Below are 17,947 nucleotides of genomic sequence, written 5' to 3' on the forward strand. Positions count from 1 at the left end.
GGATCAATCCCAAAACTTGTGGAGCAGGAGTTAAAATTATAATTTTGTATTTCTATACCGTTTTATATTTATGCCATCAGCTACTGCATCCTTGCTCAGATTATTTCTGCCAGATTTTATACTAGAGAATTTTGAATTCAAAGGGGTTATTGAGGATAGTGAAACCTTCCATATCGAACTCGAAGAGTTGAATAATCCCCCCTTAGAATGGGATGGGATCAAAGTTTTGTCTAAAGGCTTTTTCCCTCAGATTGTAATTCAAGACTTTCCTATCCGTGGACATAAAGTGTTTTTTCATATCCGCAGACGCCGATGGCTCAATACAGAAACTTCTAAGGTGATTTATCGGAATTGGACTTTAGTAGAAAAGGGAACGCGAATGACTGGGGATTTCGCGGCTTTTTTAAAAGAAATCAATCGATACAGCACCGAGTAGCGTTGATGCCATCAGTTCATTCTATGGTGTAAAAGCTAAGAATCTACTTCGTCAATATCGTGATTACCTCAGTGACTTTAAAAATTGGGATCAGAAATCACATGCAAAAGAATGGCTGCTGTATCCTGAAAACCTAGGTGAACAGCTTTCTATAGACGAAACCAGTCTATCTCATGGTGAGCTTTACACCATCCTTACCAACAAATCAGCGAAAGGTAAGAAAGGCGCTATTGTTGCCATTGTAGCAGGCACCAAAGCCGAAACAGTCATCTCAGTACTGAAACGAATTCCAGAAAGAGCAAGAAAAAAAGTGACTGAAGTTACCCTGGATATGGCAGGTAATATGGAATTGATCTGCAAACGTTGTTTTCCGCAGGCAACCAGAGTGACAGATCGGTTTCATGTACAGAAACTGGCCACCGAGGCGCTACAGGAAATGCGGATCAAACACAGATGGGAAGCTATGGATCAGGAAAATGAAGCTATAGAAAGATCAAAAAAGACAGGCCGGCCATTTCAAGCGGAAGTACTCCATAATGGAGATACGATAAAGCAATTGCTGGCTCGTAGCAGATATGTATTATATAAAAAGCCTTCTGATTGGATAGACAGTCAAAAGGATCGTGCAGAACTCCTATTCGGAAGGTTTCCTGACCTTAAAACAGCCTATGGACTCAGTTTTGGACTTAGTCAAATCTTTGAAAATACAACAGATAAAGTCTTCGCCTTGGCGAGATTGGCCAAATGGCATGAAAAAGTACGACAAACGGGATTCAAATCTTTTAATACAATTGCCAGGTCGATACAGAACCATTATCAGACTATATTGAACTACTTTGATAACAGATCTACTAATGCTTCAGCGGAATCTTTTAATGCAAAAATAAAGGCTTTTAGAAACCTGTTTAGAGGTGTAAAAAACATAGAATTCTTCCTGTACAGACTAACGCAATTGTATGCTTAAAAACAGAAAAATCATTCTTGCTCCACAAGTTTTGGGATTGATCCGATCTCAGCCAGCCAACCTGTAAAGTATTTCCAAAGCATTGATGCCCTTGTAACGTTAGTCGTTCGTTTTTTAATATAATTTTTTATCGGAAAATTTAAAATCCTGTATTTTCGGTAAGGGTCTAATTAATACTATTTTTTTTCTTTTATTTAATGTTTTCTTTGAACCTAATATTTCATCAGTTTCGGTTCTGAGCCCTGTGATTAAGTTAAATTTAGTTTCTGTAAATATTGTGTTTTCGTCAATATATCCTTTGGTTGCGTTATTGGTTAACTTTTTTACATTAATTAATTCAAAATTGCCATTGTGATATTTGAAATCGTAAGTAATATTCCCCCCTTTAATTTCGCTCCACATTGTTAAAATCCCTTTTTCAATAAAAAAAGTTGGAATTTGGTATCCATTAAATTTTCCTTGGTTTTCAATAGGATATTGTGGTTCAATTATTTTGGTTGAAGATACAGCTAGAGTTAATTTTCCATTTGGCTGAGAAAGGAATATTTGCAATATTAATGGCCTTGTTTCATTTAATGTATCCATTTTTACCGTTATCTTGTCCATTTTACCATCATTATTTAAGTCGCCTTTTTCCTCTCTTACTTGATAGTTATAATTGTCTTTATTTTTAATATTTTGAGCGAATAAATTCATTTGGGCTGAAATCAAAATGAATACAAAGTATAGGTAGGTGTTTTTCACAATTTAAGTTATTTATTTTCCTTTTTTTTGAACCTGACGTCTAATGGGGTATGAGCGAAATCACTGTAAACATAAGTCCGGTTATAAACATTAAAAAGAGCAAGAATGATCTAATTTCTCGTGTTTTACGGCCCTGTTTTAATATAAGTCGGCTGAAAGGTTCTGATAATTGGATCGATAAGGCAAATAAAAAGGCAAATGCTAAAGCAAATTGCACGCCTATTCCAAATGGGATAGGATTTTGAGTATTGCCAAAATAACCCAGTTGATCGCTTAGGAATAATAAATTCCAAATAACAACAAAAACTATTACCGCTGGCCATTTCATTGGAAAACTTCCGCTTGATTGATATTTAATTATCTTGGCCTCGACTTCTGCAGGTATAAGGCCAGGGTTATTTAAAAATCCGGTATCTTCTATTCGCTTTATCAAATCGCGGCTGCCGGAAGTTAAAAAGATAACCTTTTCACTGTATTCATTAACCCGATGATTAATTTTTATGCCAGTTCCAGAAAATAACGTGGATGGTTCGATAGAGATAATATCAGAAGGCCTGAAATACACTGTACCTATGATTGATGCATTCAGTTGCAATTCATTTTTATTAACTAACAATTTCGCAAATGGCCATGTGGCTCGGCCAAATCCAATGTTTGCGCCACCAGTTTCTTCGATTTGATACATTATTATTTGTTCAGGAGGTTTTTATAACTAAAACTATTTAAAAGCAATGGAATAAAAAAATTACCGTAATGCAATTAATCGTAATAAATTATTCTTTAAACTAGCTGCACCGCGGTAAAAAAGAAATCAAGCTGTAAACAAAATACACAATACTCGTCAAAAGAAGGCTAACATGGCTATTTTTTATATCTTCACCTCATAAATAATCTCTAAAAAACTAAAATTACCATTTTTTTATGTCACCTAATAAGCGTTTAAAGGTTGGTCAAGGCCAAATTAGTGGATACATTTCCATTTTTTTATCAATACTGGTATTGCTTGGAATTTTCTGCTTCCGTTATCCTGAACAACTAACTACCCCTGAATTCCGAGAGGTGTATACTAAAGAGAGTATGGAAACTTTAATGGCGGGTGGAATCATCGCTACGTTTTTCTTTGCTATACTTAGTTTAATCCTCAGTAAAAGACTAAAATGGGCTTTGATCGGCTCAGGAATTGCCGGTATAGCTATTCTTTTAGGTGCTTTTACAGTAGAAGGCCGGGCTGTTGAGAAGACAAGTTGGCATTTTGGGCTGGATTGGATGTTGCTGGATTTACTACTCATGACGGCTATTTTTATTCCTTTGGAGCTTTTCTTTCCTAAAAATAAATCACAGACTAAGTTTCATGAAGAATGGCGAACGGATCTGATGTATTTTGTTATTAGTCATCTTTTTATCCAGTTTTTTGGGATAGTGACCCAAAAACCTGCTGTATTATTCTTTGGTTGGATTGGTTTGGATAAAATACACGATTGGGTGCAGAGCTTACCTTTTTTATTAGCCTTATTTCTGGCTTTTTTCACAACAGACCTTTTCCAATATTGGGCACATCGTTTTTTTCATACCAGGGTATCTTTGTGGAGGTTTCACTCGATTCACCACTCTACAAAAAGTATGGACTGGTTGGCAGGTAGTCGTACCCATTTTATGGATATATTTTTTACCAGAGCCATGACTTTTATTCCCTTATACATCTTGGGTTTTTCTTCTACAGTTTTTAATGTATATATTATTTTTATAGCGATTCATGCAGTTCTTATACATGCCAATACCCGCATTAATTTTGGCTTTCTAAAATACATATTTACTACTCCTCAATACCATCACTGGCATCATTGTGAAGACCCTAAGTATTATGGGCATAACTTCGCTTCGATATTCCCCTTTATTGACATGATTTTCGGCACCTATTACCTGCCGGGCAAGAAATGGCCAGCTGGAACAGGTGTACACGAGGCTCAATACCCTAAAGGATTTGTAAAACAATCAATTTACCCTTTTACAAAAAGTCCATTTGATACGGATTTGAATATGGAGGAGCGCAGCCAACGATAATGCTTGTTTATGTCCTACTCCTTTAACATTAAAGCCTCTCCATTTGGAGAGGTTTTTTATAATGCATTAAGCAATTATTGAAATCTGTTTAGAATTTAACTGTTTCCAGGTTCTTATCAACCAAAAAGCCATCAATAGCCTTAAGATCAAATTTCACTTTGCGTTTGGCTCTCAATTTCAGTATAAACAGATCATTGCTGCCTTCTAAGGCTTTTTTATTCCCTACGTTCACAAATGTTGCATACAAGGCTTTAGTTCCGTTCGTGTGCAGTCTATCATAAGTCAGATTGTCCATCTGTTTCATGTTCAATGCTTGCAGCCCTACAAAATCGTAATCCTGTGGATTGTATGGCAATGCAAAACTTAAAGCATTCACAGATTTAAGGCCTGTGCCTTTCACTTTAATTTCGATGATTTCATCTTTGTTATAGTTTTGTTTCTCGGTACTTATCTCAAGCTTACCAGCTACTTTATCAATTTTACGATCGTCTATCCCGCCGTCAAGCTGCGTAGCGAGAACCGAAATGTCATAAGCATCGATCAGGTTATTTTTATTGATGTCACCGTTGCTGATATACCCTTCAAAGTCGGCATCACCTTTTCTCAATCCCGTGTAGTTGGTATAAGAAGTCAGGTCATTTCTGTCAATCAAACGGTCATTGTTAATGTCTCCAGGCAGATAGCTTTCTGTTCCAGGAACTTTAAACACATATAATTCACGACCTGAGCCAAAACCGCCCACACCATCAGTAATCTCAATTTTAAGGTAGCGAGCTGATGGATGATTGCTGAAGTTGAATATTTTAACAGCATCATCGTTTGCCCAGTCAAACGAGCCTGATGAGGTCCAGTTTTCCTTATTGTTGCTATAAAATACCTGGCCTTTTAGCAATATCCCATTTCCTTTTCCTATACGTGGCAGGTAGTGGAATTTGTCCAGTTGATGGATTGATTTTAGATCAAGAATCATATCAAAAGGAACTGATTTTGTACCCCATTTTGTATGCCACATGTTTCCTTCATCAAAATCAAACAGTTTTCCGATGCCAGATCCGCCTTGATTTTCGGCCGTTGTTTTGGCAACAATTCCCTGAATAGCAAATTCCAGTGGATTAGACTTAGTCGTTGCTTTAATTTCTGTCCAATCAGAATGGCCGTCTTTATTTACTGCACGCAGTTTAAAAGAATAAGTAGTTTCTGGCGTCAACCCATCAAATAATAATGTGGTGTCTTTGATGGTCGTATAATGCATATCATTGAAGTCTATTTCGTAGAAATCTGCATGAATAACCTTCTCCCATGTCGGTTTCAACGTATAAGCCTCTGTATTATTTGTGGTAATGCGCGCGTTAATAGGAGGTGTTAATTTTCCATATGAGACCAGTTGGTTATTTGCTGGTTTATATTTGAATCCTTCAATGATGAGATTTATGGCATTTTTTGTAATGTCGGTTGTGCCAAGTTTTACCAGAAGCTGAGGATTTTTAGTGATGGCAATTTTTTCAAATTCGCTTCCCTTACTTGCAAACCTATTTAGGTTAGGGCTTGCGTCGTAGAAGTATACATTCTCTTTTTTTAAAAAGTCATCCATTGAATTTACTTCTGTCAGTTTTACTTTGTTTTCTCCGATTTTAGCAGAGAGGTTCTTCGGTTTTGCTGTTACATTTATTTTAAATGTAGTAGCTTTTTCTTTTACAAAACCATTAAAATCACCCTGTGAAGGATGGACGGTCACAAGGGCACGGTTTTTTGGATCGACTTCCGCTTCAATTAAAGTCGATGCCCCTTGGCCTAATTTGTATTGTTCTGTAGTTCCATCGTCATCATATTCTCTAAACGAACTTTTTTCAGATGGATAAATTTCATAAGTACGAGTTCCTTTGCTGATCTCCATTACATTATTGTTCGCATTTGTCATTGGAATAATTGCTCCGCTTTTTACAAACAGAGGAAGCTTCCATAATGGTGCGTCGAAGTTGTTTAAGATGCTATTGCCGACATATTTTTCTCCTGTGAAATAATCAATCCAGACTCCTTCTGGCAGATAAATTCCATTGCGGATGTCATTGCCTTTTTCATCTGATTTGGTTGCCTGATAGATTGGCGCAACCAAAAAATTAGGCCCGTATAAGAATTGATATTGAGTTGCAGTTCCTTTAGTATAGGCATTCGGATATTCAAGGAACATTGCCCTGATCATCGGCAAGCCTGTAACAGCCTCCTTTGCAATGCTATAGGAATAAGGCATTAACTCCGATTTGAGCTTTAAATAGGTTCGGTTAATGGATGTGATAGGCTCGCCTAATGCCTGTGGATACTTCTCGTTAGCACCCCAACCATCCATATTCAATTGCATTGGCGTGAAGGTTTTCCATTGGAAATCTCTGGTATTGACTACTATATTTTTACCGCCAAAAATACCATCCACATCCGAGGTAATATTAGGTTGTCCGGATAAGCCAGAACCCAAATAAGTAGGGATATGAAAACGAATGTATTCCCATACGCCACCGGTTTGGTCGCCCGACCAAATACCTGCATAACGTTGTGTCCCTGCCCAACCATCTAAGGAGATGATAAAAGGCCGGCTGTTATTTCCGTACTTAGACATAATTTGGGCCACATCTGTCACTCCGTTAAGTCCAAACGAATATCCTGCACCTACCCAGGCCACATCCGTTTTTAATACACGGACACCAGCGTCCTTTACCTCTTTTAAAATATCTCGTTGTAGTAAAGCGCTAACTTCAGGTTTAGGATGAAGATCCGACTGTGTCCACAATCCTATTTCTACACCATTTTTACGCGCGTAATCGCCTAAACTTTTCAGGTTCTGAATATTTCCATCCAAAGTTTCTGTTTGTCCGTATCCGGCACCATAACCGTCATTTGGCAGTATCCATCCAAATGGCATATCGTTCTTTTTATATCGATCAATAACAGCACGGGCAGAAAACTGATAGTTCTTTTTTTCTCCGTTCAGAGATTCCTTTGTGCCACCGTTATCCTTCTGGCTCTCTTTGTAGCGCTTGCCATCCTCAAATAAAATCCCTTTTTCATCTTCTTTCCAGAAATCCCGGTTGTAAGCATTTAAATGCCCTTGATAAAAGCCAAACTTGGGTAACAATATTGGGTTCCCTGTTAGTTGATAGAAATCGTTTAAAAGGTCCTTGGGGCCATTGCCGATCATGAAAAAGACATCCAGATAATCCGTTTCGTGCGACAATTTTACCAATCCCTTTTCCTTAGCTCCAAATTCATATTTGCCTTTTTTGAAGGTGTTCCACATTATGCCATAGCCGTTAGAGGACCAATAGTATGGCGTTGGAGAGGCTACTCCGCCGTCTGTCCAGCTGTTTTGATTTTCTATGGAAATTGCCTTTCCTTTATGTGAAAAACGACCATTTTGTACACCACCGCCATAAAAATATTCTTGTGGATTTTCTTTTAATGTCAGCCTTACATCCGCCTTTCCAAAACTTGGTACTGCGGCCTCTTCCAGAATAACAGCCTTGGTAACTGGATTAATGATTTTTAACAAAGTGGTATTCTTGTCTATTTCAATAATGATTTTATCCGTGGTTATCGTAACCAGATTAGTTCCGTCGGCAAGATTTAATTTTGCTACCGGTCTTCTTGGATTTTCCACTAAGATTTTAGCTGCAGGTTTAGCTTCCGGATCTCTCATCCTTCCGCCCGAATTGTCCTGGAAAAGTCGGAATATTTGATCACTATAGAAATCTAATGTCAGGCGTTGATTGTTGGAGAGTAATACCTCAATCACAGTCGGGCCGACTTTCTTTGCACTAATTACTTTTTGATCTTGTTGTGTTAGCTGTTGTACGATGGTTGCTTTTTGTGCTGCCCAGGCTGGTGCATTAGAAATCAGTAAAGGAAAAGCTAATGCAAGCAAGGTTGAACGTTGAACTTTGGATCGGCAAAATATTTTCATCATCATTGTTTAATGGGTGGTTGCTGAGAAACTAAATAGATTTTGGTTTGTTGCTATGTAAAGTTATAAAATGTAGCAAAGTAAGCGCTGTACTTGCTTTGCTAAACACCGCGCAAACGTTTGCAATCCATTAAGAAAGACATTCCCTTTTGTATACAACCAACAATATTATCTCAAAAATTATCACAAGCGTAGGAAATCACGTAAATTGCGGGAAATTGAATTATGAGCACAGTAAACGTTATTCCAGAATACAAAGATTTTAGTGAGTTTTATACCCAGGCAGTTCTTCCTTACAAAGAGCTAAATCCAACTCATATTAGGTTAGACGGAAAAATGCTAGGAAGTTCAAGAAACGTCTCGGCTTATTTTTGGTATTTAGGCAAAAAATGGAAAGTTGCCGCAGATACTTATATCGACCGATTGAAACTAGCTTATGAAGCTTGTAAAGCAAGTGATGAGCCGTTCGTAATCAAACACACGAGAGACAAAAAAGGGGAGTGTTTGGAGATTAAAGGGCAGCCAATTAGAAATAAGAAATTTTACGTTTATAGAGCGGATTAGAAAGCGCTAGTTAGCATTTTATAGCCAGATAAATACGCTTGATAATCTGTGTTCACTTTGTTGGCATATTTTTTTGCATAGGCGATTAAGGGTTTATGCCATTCATGATGGGCAGCAAAAGCAGTTAGCTCATCGTTGATGGCAGATCCCTGGATACCACTGCTCCGGAGTTGCGATGAAGCTGTTAAGGTAGCCATATCAGCTAATACCATTTTCAAATCTTCAAGACGATTGACAAGCAGTTCAAAATGAATTTTATCGGCATAAGGCTGCATCTCCTGTAATACATAAGCGTCTTTCTTAAAAGTGGTTTTACTTAATAAGGCAGGAGATACATTTTGCATTCTATATTTATTGGTGATGATGCGTTTCGCTTCAGAATCCCAGCGGGGTTGATGGGTTTTATTATAGGGGGCAAGGGATGATGCCGCTGCTTGTTTAAGTTCAATCAGCAGGAAAGTATCTTTCGCTTTAATCCCCTGCAAAAGGAACATGTATCGCTTTAAGCCAACACTACCGGTCCCTGCAACGCGAAATGCGGCATCTTTAATGACATAGTTATTTGGCCAGTCCCGTGTGTTTTTTAACCAAACAGATACATGCGAGATCAGTGCTTCTTTTAGTTTCGGTTTTAATTTAAAATGAAGGATATTGTCGATTTTTATCGTCAATTTTTTGCGATCTGGATCTGTTATCTTTTTGATCAAATCCCTCTCCTTTCTTTTTTTAGCATTATTTAAGAAAAAGCGGACGACCCCTTTTGCTGTTCTGGGATCGATGTAAAGGGCTTTACCTCTACTTAGAATTTCTGTGTATGTATTTAAAAATAGTGCGACCATTTCATCCGCCACCGTATTTTTCAGCTTTAGCGCATCAAAAGCCACATAAATACTGGTTAATACTCTTGCCAATTCCCAATTCAAGGGAGCCAGCATAGATTCATCAAAGTCATTCAGGTCAAAATAAACCATGCGGTTATTCCCTTTAAAGCTGCCAAAGTTTTCGAGATGCAAATCACCGCAAATCCAGGTTAATGGAGAGGAGGGAAATTCCTCTGCTTGCGACAAGTCTTCGTAAAATTGATGACAAGTTCCTCTAAAAAAGCGAAAGGGATTTTCTTTCATTGCTTTATACTTTAACTGAACCATGTCAGGAAGTAAATGGGCGTTGAATCTTGCAATTCTATCAATAATTGTATCCATAATACCTTGTATAAATTACCAGTTAAAGGAATCGATCGCTTGCTGGTCCAATAACCAATCATTAAATTCTTCTAGTTTATCTCCTTTCCCGCTTACCCGGACTTCCATTATCGTATGTTGGCTAGTGCGGGATACTTTTAGGCTATTGTACCGAAGTTTTAAGGTCCTAAACTGCTCATGAACTTCAGCACAATCATTTTTATACTTAAAAACGATGCGGTAATCCCGATTTTGAAAACGATCATCTATCCAAAATTGGAAATAATCCATTACGTATAAGATAAACAAAGTAAGTACAACAGAGAGGCCAGCAAGCGTATATTCTCCAATGCCAATCAGCATACCTATGGCAGCTGAAATCCAGATGGAGGCTGCGGTCGTAATTCCTGAAACACTAATGTTATTTCTAAATATTACACCAGCACCTAAAAAACCTATACCGGTAATGATATTGGCAGCTATCCTATCTCGGTTATCTTCAACCCCCAAAAGGTAGGAACATATGGTAAATATTGTAGAGCCGAAGCAGATCAATGCCAGTGTCCTGAACCCCGCAGATTTGCCCCGTATTTCTCTTTCAAAGCCCAATATGCTTCCACATACAACGGAAAGAAATATTTTCAATATTTCATCGTCATAGATTCGAGTAGCTAAAAAGATTTGATGCATAGCAAACAGATGTTGTTTTATAACGTTTTTAGCGTTTAATTGTTTGCTATTCAATAGGCTGGAGCTCTAGTTACTTTTGCTAGTAAACATGGCATATTAGGAATGCTTTGTTTTTATATATTTGCTGTATGTCATCACACCATATCATCAGAGAAAAACAAGAGCCTGCACTTTACATTCATCAATTTGGTGCTTTTAATGAAGAATATCTAGGGCAATTATTAGAATGGAGCCCAACTTTGATCGTTAACGATTCGGTTTACGAAAAGGCCATCAGTATGGGCTTAAAGGTTGATGCAGTGGTAAATGCTTCGGGTAATTATGCCTTTCAGGAAAACACGAGGGTGATTGAAGTTAAAACGGAAGAGCTGGATGCTGTGTTAGACTTCCTGATCGCAGAGAATTACCAGGCGGTTAATGTGATCGATACAAAAAGTAATTTAAGGGAACTGGGCAGCTACATTTCCGAAATCAACATTGTGGTGTTTACTGAAACGGAAAAGGCATATGCCATAAAATCAGGATTTAAAGTCTGGAAGCCAAAAGGCAGTGTATTTAAAATCGAGGTGATCTCTTATTTCGAAACCAGTAATCTTAAGCAAGAAGAAAACGGGGACTTCGTCGTTATTAATGATGGCTTTGTAGAGTTTATTTTTACAACGGAGTATCTATTTATAAGTGAAGTGTTATGATTCTTTTAAGAAACGGGAAAGAAGAGGATATTGAAAGTATCCAGAAGATGGCAAACAAAACCTGGCCTGCTGCTTACAGTGACATTATTTCGGCTGAGCAAATAGCATATATGCTAGATAAAATGTACAACAAGGGAGAGTTACTTTCGCAATTTCAAAAAGGCTATACTTTTTTAATTGCTGAAGAGAATGACGTCGATCTTGGCTTTGCCAGCTTTTCTATTCACGATTCGACTAACTGTATTTATAAATTACACAAATTATATGTGCTGCCCGAAGCTCATGGAAAAGGCCTGGGTAAACTGCTGATTAATGAGGTGGTGAATATGGTAAGAAGAGCGGGAGGAAAGTCGCTGGAGCTGAACGTAAATAGAGACAATAAGGCGACCAAATTTTATCTAAAAGCGGGCTTTAATGTAAAAGAAACCGTTGACCTTGATATCGGTAACGGTTTCCTTATGAATGATTATGTAATGGAATTGGCGATCTAATCGTGCTTTTCTATTAGTCTAGGGATTCTTGTTGGCGTATCCGTACCTTTTACAATACTCGTCGCGCTAAGCGCAATCGCTTTAACTGTGGCCAGAATGTTTTCTGAATCTAGTGTGCTGTACTCGTCTTTTACTGTGTGATATAACTGGTCTGTGTCTATCTGATCAGTACTAATGGTATGTGCCGGAACACCTAGTGCAGCAAGCGTGGCATTGTCACTTCTGTAAAACAGATTTTGTTTGATATAAGGATCCGGATGAAAAGTAAATGGTGTTCCAGCTAGATTTTTCTGAAGGATTTTGCCAAAGTCAGACTTGTCAAAGCCAGTAATAAAAGCGGTGTTTTTACCAAACTTGCTTTCCTTTCCAATCATTTCAATATTAAACATGGCAACTACATCGTCTGGATTCAATTTCTTTGAGAAATATTTTGAGCCAAAGCCACCTAGTTCTTCTGCCGTAAAGGCCACGAAAATTAAAGTGCGCTCGTTGTTGTTTAGCTTTTTGTAATACTTTGCCAGCGCAATCATTGCAGTGGTACCCGAAGCGTCATCATCGGCGCCATTGGCTATACTGTCTTGTTCATCGCTAGTAGCTTTTATAATTCCAAGGTGATCATAATGCCCCGAAAAGACAACCAATTCTTTGGCTTTAGACTTGCCTGGAATTATCCCTACAACGTTAAATAGTTGCTTCCCATCCCTTTCAAAGGTTTGTCTAAATCCGGGTTCACCTTCCATTGGTAAGAGTCCAATACTTTTAAACTCCGATTCGATAAAAGTTGCAGCCTTATCAATACCAGGACTAAAAGTGGCTCTTCCCTCCATTTCGTCACTACTCAGCGTTTTTATTAGCCTGTCTACATATTCCTTATTGATGATTTTGTCGATGTTTTGAGCCCAGGCTAACTGGGTAAATAATAGCGCTAAAAGCGTATAAACAGTTTTTTTCATTAGTTCAGTTTGATTATGTTGTTTTTAAATGGGCTTAGCTATCCCAATTATGATTTTGAAGGTCGTGATAGGCTTGACCCTTTATAATTTCTTTTCGTTTTTCAGTTTCAGTGGAAACTCGTGTTTCCTGTATTCCATCAATAACCGCGGTTTCATATTCACGATCTTTGTCGGATTCGTAAATTTGTGTAAGCTCTAAATTTTCCACCGATTTGTCGTACGGTCCTTTACTACTCATCAATTTTACGAAAACTGGCAGACATTCAAAGAAAATAAATAATAAACCAATAAATGTAACGGCTAGATAAGTACTCATGTCTCTGGTTCCGTCGCGGTTAAAGCTAAGCTGTCCCAGGGCCCAATTCCTGTCTGCAAAACCGGCAATGCTGGTTAGACTATCCAGTTGTTTTCCCGTATATAGCTTTTCCGTCATCAGTCCATCAAACTGTTTGCGACCATCCACAAACTTCTCCAGGGCACGTACGTCGGCAGTTAAAGTATCTAGTTCTTTTTCCCGCTGCTGTAATTCGATTTCCTTTCTTTTGGCGTAAGGGCCATAGCCCATTATACCCGATGTTTCGGTCGTTTTATTGCCAAATATTTCAAAGTTAAGCTTCTCCCTGTCGGATTTTATGCCGTTGGCTGTCGAATCTCGCTGCGCTTTAGCATCGGCTAGCTTATTTAATTCTATGGCATATTTGTTTTCAAATGCGACGTTGAGGGTGTCAATTTGTGAGCGTTGGTTGTTGAGATAGCTTACCTTTAAGCGCTCTTTAATCTCTTTGTCGAATATTTTAAGCTCCAGTGGACGAGAAATGACAATCCCGATCATAATGGCTAGTAAAATACGAGGTGTAGCTTGTAGGATCTGTTTATTGGCGCTGGCGCTTTTATTGATGCTGGATACGATATATCGATCCATATTAAAAATGGCCAATCCCCAGATGATGCCAAAAAACACGGCAAAAAGTACAGCCGCGGGATCACCTTTAAAAACAAAGTACATGGCATAGCCACCCGAAAGGGCTGCAAACAACCCGGTAAAGAATATGGTGGCGCCTATGCCTATATATTTGTTGTGCTCAGTTGGGTGTTTTGCCAGGGTCGAAATGTGCGCACCGGAGCAAAACCAAAAGAAACGAGATATAGAATTCATGATGTAAAAAAACAAAGTTAATAAAGACTTCATATTAAACGCACGGGGTATTAAGTTGTTACAGAAATAAATAGCATATTGTTAGTGGAATTTCATATTCCAGATCAGGGGACCATTTATTTCAGGAAGATGCTTGATTTAATTATCTTTGAAAAAATTGAATAACATGATAAAAGAAATAACAGTTCAAGAGCTTAAAGAAAAGATCGACAACAATGAAGATTTTCAATTGATTGATGTAAGGGAAACATTTGAATATGAAACCTCAAACCTTAATGGCCTGAACATTCCTTTGGGTGGTATTTTAATCGAGGCAGATCAAATAGCGCAAGATAAACCAGTAATTTTCCAATGCAGAAGCGGTAAAAGAAGTGCTGCGGCAGTAATGCAATTGGAGCATCAATTGGGTTTAACCAACCTTTATAACTTAAAAGGTGGTATCCTTGCATGGCAAGAAGCTTTTGATCCTAATATGCCTGTTTACTAAGCATGGGAAAGAAGATCGCATTAAACGTTTTTTATAACCTGGGTATCATCCTTTCCATTTTTGGAATGGTATGGGGTTATAACAATAAACAATATTTAGTAATTGGCTTATTCGTAATTACCGCTGCATTTTTTCTTTATTTAAAGTTACAGCTGATAAAGGAAATGCGCAATAGTCTTAAAAACCGGAAGTAAATAAAGAAGGGTTTATCCCTTCCAGCCCTAGCCCTGGCAGCTGACTTAGCTGGTATTTTCCCTCAATCATTTTAGGCGCGGTAAAAGGATTGTTTTTTGTTAGCCATGGCCCATCCAGGTCTGCCCAGTCGCACAATGGCGCTAAGGCCATTCCTGCCTGTGTAGCACAAGATGTTTCGCTCATGCAGCCAATCAGTACTTTCATACCCATAGATTTGGCTTTAAGGATCATTTGATGACCTTCATATATGCCGCCACTCTTCATCAGCTTAATGTTGATGCCGTGATAAGCGCCTCTTAAGCCTTCCAAATCTGACAATCGTTGTACCGCCTCGTCTGCTAAGATGGGGATCGGACTACGCCCTGTAAGCCATGCATTGCCCTCAAGATCGGCCTTATCCATGGGCTGCTCTATCAGTTGTACGCCCTGATCGTGTAACCAATAAATCATCTCTATAGCATGTTTCTTGTTTGTCCAGCCCTGATTGGCGTCAACATATAAAGGCAAGTCGCTCACACTTCTGATGGTGTTGATCAGTTCTTTGTCGTTATCTCTTCCTAGTTTAATCTTTAAAACTTTAAAGCCATTGGCATCCGCCACTTTCTCTTTAATCACTTCCGCTGTATCAATACCAATGGTATAAGAGGTTACTGGCATTTTTAATGGGTCGGCGCCATAAATCTCGTAACAAGGCTTATTTAGTAGTTTTCCGTTGATGTCATTCAAGGCAATATCAATAGCTGCTTTAATCGCGGGATGCCCCTTTTCAATGCTATCGAGATAGTTGAGGGTCTCCTCAAAATTAAACGGATGAACAAAGCGATTCCAATCTACCTTTTTTAAAAAGGCTACCGCTGTTTCTACACTTTCGCCCATATAGGGCACCATAGAAGCCTCGCCATAACCTTCAATATTTTCATAACTCAGCCGGATCAACATCACTGGCGTGCTTGTCCGCGAGAATTTGGCAATAGAAAATGGGTGTTTTAGTTCCAGGCTATAAGCGTTATAAGCAATCTTCATGGTACGAAAGGCTTTTTAGTAATTTAAAAGTTATAAAAAGTAGTGCAAAAGCGAATGTAAAAATAATATACCTAATATTGTGCCCAGTATGAATAGCACAATATACCAACCCTTTAAAAACTTCGATTTTAAGTATAAAAACTGCTTTTTAAGTGGAGATATCTTTAGTTCGCCAATTGAAGAAATAAATATACTACCTGCATGGCTGTTAGAAGTGGCAAACTTTAGTGGCGAAGAGCAGATTAAATTGCTCGACGAAAGTGTAAGGTCGTATAATGCTTTAAAGGTTCCTTGTAGCACTGAGGTTTTAACGCAATTTATCCAGCCACTAGAAGATAAAATCTCTGATGCCTTTGCTAAGGGGTATGCTGGGGTATCTCAGTTGGATGAGCTTGATCTTTTTAAATGGATTGGTAAGTTCATGTACAGCCTCATCTATATAGAAATGAATGGAGCTGTTCGCTTACAGCAGTTAAGTGATGATGGGTTAAACATGTCGCAAGGATTGATGCATAAGTTTGGTAATTTGAATACCATGATCCAGAGTATTTATAGGGATGTGGTGTTCGAAGATTTTACACCTTGGTCTATTGTGGTGGTTTCGCTTGAAGATAAGGATACCCCTTTCAGCTTCAGAGATGAAATCAATACGCTTACTTTTTCATTAAAGCTTAAAGATTTTGGGATCATTGCCTGTCTGCAGGATAACGGTACCAATAAAAAATATCATCAGGAATTGCTTGATCAGATTGGGGCCTCCGCTTTAACCGCACCACAGTTTGAAGAGCTATGTGCCCGTTTCTTTTACTCGGCTTACCTGTTTAATCGCCTGCCGGAATATGCTATTATGCCCGTAGAAGGTTCTATTTACATAGATGCAATGCCACTTAAAGGTACTTTTAACAAACCTTTATTTGATCATTGGCAACATAAAACCTATGCACAGGTATTGCAGGATTTTTGGAAGCCTTGGGGACATACCTTGTTCGAAATCATTAAAGATCCGACCAAGCCAATCAGCTATTTCGATCCGGCTTCATTGCCAGAAACCAATTAACCGATCTTAGCGAGTATCTGCGCTATGAAATGTGGGATCGCTCCAGGAACAATAAGCACGGTAACAATAAGGCCTGTTAATGCGCCAAAAAAGTGAGCATCGTGGTTAATGTTATCTCTGGATTGTTTTGAGGCATAAACACAGTATACAAGATATAATGGCCCGAAAATGATCGCCCAGATAGGTATTGGTATCGGGAATATGATCATCGAAGAGAATGGCTGAAATAAAATGTAGCTAAACAAGACAGCGCTGATGGCTCCAGAGGCGCCCAAGCTGTTGTACCACATGTCGTTTTTGTGCTTAATAACCGAAGGAATATCGCTTAATATCAAGCCAAAAATATATATGGTTGCAAACTGCCATGATCCGATCATTGCCTCTAGCTGAAAAGCAAAGAAGTAAAAGGTCATCATGTTAAAAATCAGGTGCATCCAGTCTGCATGAATCAGTCCGCTTGTCAATAAAGTATATACCTTAAATCTTCTCGAAACACTGTAGGGGTGCAGCATGAACTTGCCGTACAAATCCTGATTGTTAAAAGCATAAATGCTGGTTACAATAGTTAACAGGAAGATGATCGATGCAACAGGGGTATGAATTAAGTATTCCATTCTAAATTAATATAGTGTTTTTGTAGAAAGCCCTATAGATCCGAAGTGGTATTTCAGGCCGATCGAAAAGTAGTTATAAATATCGGGCTTACCGCTTTTAAATTTCAGCGGAGAGTCATCATATCCATCCATACCTTCGCCCAATGTAACATTTGCTTGATAATTAAAGTTGATGCCGTATTTGGAATACCCATACCGATCCATAAAGTTAAAAGTAATACCAATATTTAGTGGGACCAGTAGATCATTAGAGCTATCCTTTCCAGGGAAGATATAATCTGGATTATTCAGATCATATCTTTGGACAAAACGCATTTTGTTCATGAGTACTCCTGCACCTGCACCAACATATAAGCCTTTTATGGCATTAGCAAAGCCGGTTCGGCCATAATCTATCACTGCACCAAGGGATAGCTTTCCATTAATTGAAATAGCTTTATAACTATTTATAAACTGACGGCTGTACGGGTCTGTGTAGATATCACCACCATTGATTTCTCCCATTTGCCCTTCTATCCCGAGGCTCACAAAAGGGGTAAACAGATAATCAAAGGATCCATAACCCGCTAAACCGTAATCATGCTTGGCCAAATCTCCGAAAGACTGTGTAATTCCGGCGCCGGCGCCGATTGACATTTTATAAAAATTGGATTGAGCGTTGGTATTAAACCAAAATAAGAGTGCTGT

Annotated in this window: 19 protein-coding genes; 9 read left to right on the forward strand and 10 right to left on the reverse strand. The window is 38.4% G+C overall.

The window, feature by feature from the left end; all coding sequences use genetic code 11:
- The first annotated feature begins 70 nt into the window (after positions 1-70).
- Together BLS35_RS22435 and BLS35_RS22440 are read left to right on the forward strand one after the other, a co-directional pair.
- The gene (locus BLS35_RS22435) at positions 71-436 is read left to right on the forward strand and encodes an ISAon1 family transposase N-terminal region protein (RefSeq protein WP_090782334.1); all 366 of its coding nucleotides are present in this window, start codon (positions 71-73) and stop codon (positions 434-436) included.
- Positions 437-626: 190 nt separating this feature from the next.
- Positions 627-1,400, forward strand: coding sequence for an ISAon1 family transposase (locus BLS35_RS22440; protein WP_254778889.1), 774 nt, complete (start codon positions 627-629; stop codon positions 1,398-1,400).
- A 114-nt stretch (positions 1,401-1,514) separates the two neighbouring features.
- Here the strand turns inward: BLS35_RS22440 and BLS35_RS22445 are convergent, their stop codons facing one another.
- The gene (locus BLS35_RS22445; protein WP_132226050.1) at positions 1,515-2,144 is read right to left on the reverse strand and encodes a hypothetical protein; all 630 of its coding nucleotides are present in this window, start codon (positions 2,142-2,144) and stop codon (positions 1,515-1,517) included.
- Positions 2,145-2,184: 40 nt separating this feature from the next.
- Positions 2,185-2,829, reverse strand: coding sequence for a hypothetical protein (locus BLS35_RS22450; protein ID WP_090785677.1), 645 nt, complete (start codon positions 2,827-2,829; stop codon positions 2,185-2,187).
- 236 nt (positions 2,830-3,065) lie between these two features.
- Here BLS35_RS22450 and BLS35_RS22455 point away from each other — a divergent pair, with 236 nt between their 5' ends.
- Positions 3,066-4,205 (forward strand): sterol desaturase family protein, encoded by a 1,140-nt coding sequence (locus tag BLS35_RS22455; RefSeq protein ID WP_090785678.1) that lies wholly within the window; start codon positions 3,066-3,068, stop codon positions 4,203-4,205.
- Positions 4,206-4,293: 88 nt separating this feature from the next.
- Here the strand turns inward: BLS35_RS22455 and BLS35_RS22460 are convergent, their stop codons facing one another.
- The gene (locus BLS35_RS22460; protein WP_207909160.1) at positions 4,294-8,163 is read right to left on the reverse strand and encodes a TIM-barrel domain-containing protein; all 3,870 of its coding nucleotides are present in this window, start codon (positions 8,161-8,163) and stop codon (positions 4,294-4,296) included.
- 219 nt (positions 8,164-8,382) lie between these two features.
- Here BLS35_RS22460 and BLS35_RS22465 point away from each other — a divergent pair, with 219 nt between their 5' ends.
- Positions 8,383-8,721, forward strand: coding sequence for a hypothetical protein (locus tag BLS35_RS22465; RefSeq protein WP_090785679.1), 339 nt, complete (start codon positions 8,383-8,385; stop codon positions 8,719-8,721).
- On the opposite strand, the gene BLS35_RS22470 is transcribed toward BLS35_RS22465, so the two are convergent.
- Entirely contained in the window at positions 8,718-9,923 is a 1,206-nt protein-coding gene (locus BLS35_RS22470) for a DUF2252 domain-containing protein (protein WP_090785680.1), read from the reverse strand. The genes BLS35_RS22465 and BLS35_RS22470 overlap by 4 nt on opposite strands.
- A 15-nt stretch (positions 9,924-9,938) precedes the next feature.
- Positions 9,939-10,592, reverse strand: a complete 654-nt coding sequence (locus BLS35_RS22475) for an MgtC/SapB family protein (RefSeq protein WP_090785681.1) — start codon at positions 10,590-10,592, stop codon at positions 9,939-9,941.
- Positions 10,593-10,720: 128 nt separating this feature from the next.
- Between BLS35_RS22475 and BLS35_RS22480 the strand changes: the two genes are divergently transcribed.
- Together BLS35_RS22480 and BLS35_RS22485 are read left to right on the forward strand one after the other, a co-directional pair.
- Positions 10,721-11,284 carry a thiamine pyrophosphokinase gene (locus tag BLS35_RS22480; RefSeq protein WP_090785682.1) on the forward strand — a complete coding sequence of 188 codons (564 nt, stop codon included), beginning with the start codon at positions 10,721-10,723 and terminating at the stop codon, positions 11,282-11,284.
- A complete protein-coding gene (locus BLS35_RS22485; protein ID WP_090785683.1) occupies positions 11,281-11,775 on the forward strand; it encodes a GNAT family N-acetyltransferase in 495 nt (164 codons plus the stop codon). Before BLS35_RS22480 ends, BLS35_RS22485 begins: the two co-directional genes overlap by 4 nt.
- On the opposite strand, the gene BLS35_RS22490 is transcribed toward BLS35_RS22485, so the two are convergent.
- Together BLS35_RS22490 and BLS35_RS22495 are read right to left on the reverse strand one after the other, a co-directional pair.
- On the reverse strand, positions 11,772-12,728 hold the full coding sequence (locus tag BLS35_RS22490) for a M20/M25/M40 family metallo-hydrolase (protein WP_090785684.1): 957 nt from the start codon (positions 12,726-12,728) through the stop codon (positions 11,772-11,774). The two genes, BLS35_RS22485 and BLS35_RS22490, sit on opposite strands and share 4 nt — an antisense overlap.
- A gap of 34 nt (positions 12,729-12,762) precedes the next feature.
- Positions 12,763-13,884 (reverse strand): DUF4407 domain-containing protein, encoded by a 1,122-nt coding sequence (locus tag BLS35_RS22495; protein WP_090785786.1) that lies wholly within the window; start codon positions 13,882-13,884, stop codon positions 12,763-12,765.
- A 169-nt stretch (positions 13,885-14,053) separates the two neighbouring features.
- Here BLS35_RS22495 and BLS35_RS22500 point away from each other — a divergent pair, with 169 nt between their 5' ends.
- Together BLS35_RS22500 and BLS35_RS22505 are read left to right on the forward strand one after the other, a co-directional pair.
- A complete protein-coding gene (locus BLS35_RS22500; RefSeq protein WP_090785787.1) occupies positions 14,054-14,371 on the forward strand; it encodes a rhodanese-like domain-containing protein in 318 nt (105 codons plus the stop codon).
- Positions 14,372-14,373: 2 nt separating this feature from the next.
- Positions 14,374-14,565 (forward strand): DUF6358 family protein, encoded by a 192-nt coding sequence (locus tag BLS35_RS22505; RefSeq protein WP_090785685.1) that lies wholly within the window; start codon positions 14,374-14,376, stop codon positions 14,563-14,565.
- On the opposite strand, the gene BLS35_RS22510 is transcribed toward BLS35_RS22505, so the two are convergent.
- On the reverse strand, positions 14,549-15,589 hold the full coding sequence (locus BLS35_RS22510; protein ID WP_090785686.1) for a dipeptide epimerase: 1,041 nt from the start codon (positions 15,587-15,589) through the stop codon (positions 14,549-14,551). The genes BLS35_RS22505 and BLS35_RS22510 overlap by 17 nt on opposite strands.
- 88 nt (positions 15,590-15,677) lie before the next feature.
- Between BLS35_RS22510 and BLS35_RS22515 the strand changes: the two genes are divergently transcribed.
- Positions 15,678-16,646 (forward strand): hypothetical protein, encoded by a 969-nt coding sequence (locus tag BLS35_RS22515; protein ID WP_090785687.1) that lies wholly within the window; start codon positions 15,678-15,680, stop codon positions 16,644-16,646.
- Here the strand turns inward: BLS35_RS22515 and BLS35_RS22520 are convergent.
- Both BLS35_RS22520 and BLS35_RS22525 read right to left on the reverse strand, forming a co-directional pair.
- Positions 16,643-17,260, reverse strand: coding sequence for a rhomboid family intramembrane serine protease (locus BLS35_RS22520; RefSeq protein ID WP_090785688.1), 618 nt, complete (start codon positions 17,258-17,260; stop codon positions 16,643-16,645). The genes BLS35_RS22515 and BLS35_RS22520 overlap by 4 nt on opposite strands.
- 6 nt (positions 17,261-17,266) lie before the next feature.
- The gene (locus BLS35_RS22525) at positions 17,267-17,896 is read right to left on the reverse strand and encodes a hypothetical protein (RefSeq protein WP_254779054.1); all 630 of its coding nucleotides are present in this window, start codon (positions 17,894-17,896) and stop codon (positions 17,267-17,269) included.
- Positions 17,897-17,947 lie beyond the last annotated feature (51 nt).

The organism is Pedobacter sp. ok626 (assembly GCF_900100435.1).
In the GTDB taxonomy this organism is placed as follows: Bacteria; Bacteroidota; Bacteroidia; order Sphingobacteriales; family Sphingobacteriaceae; genus Pedobacter.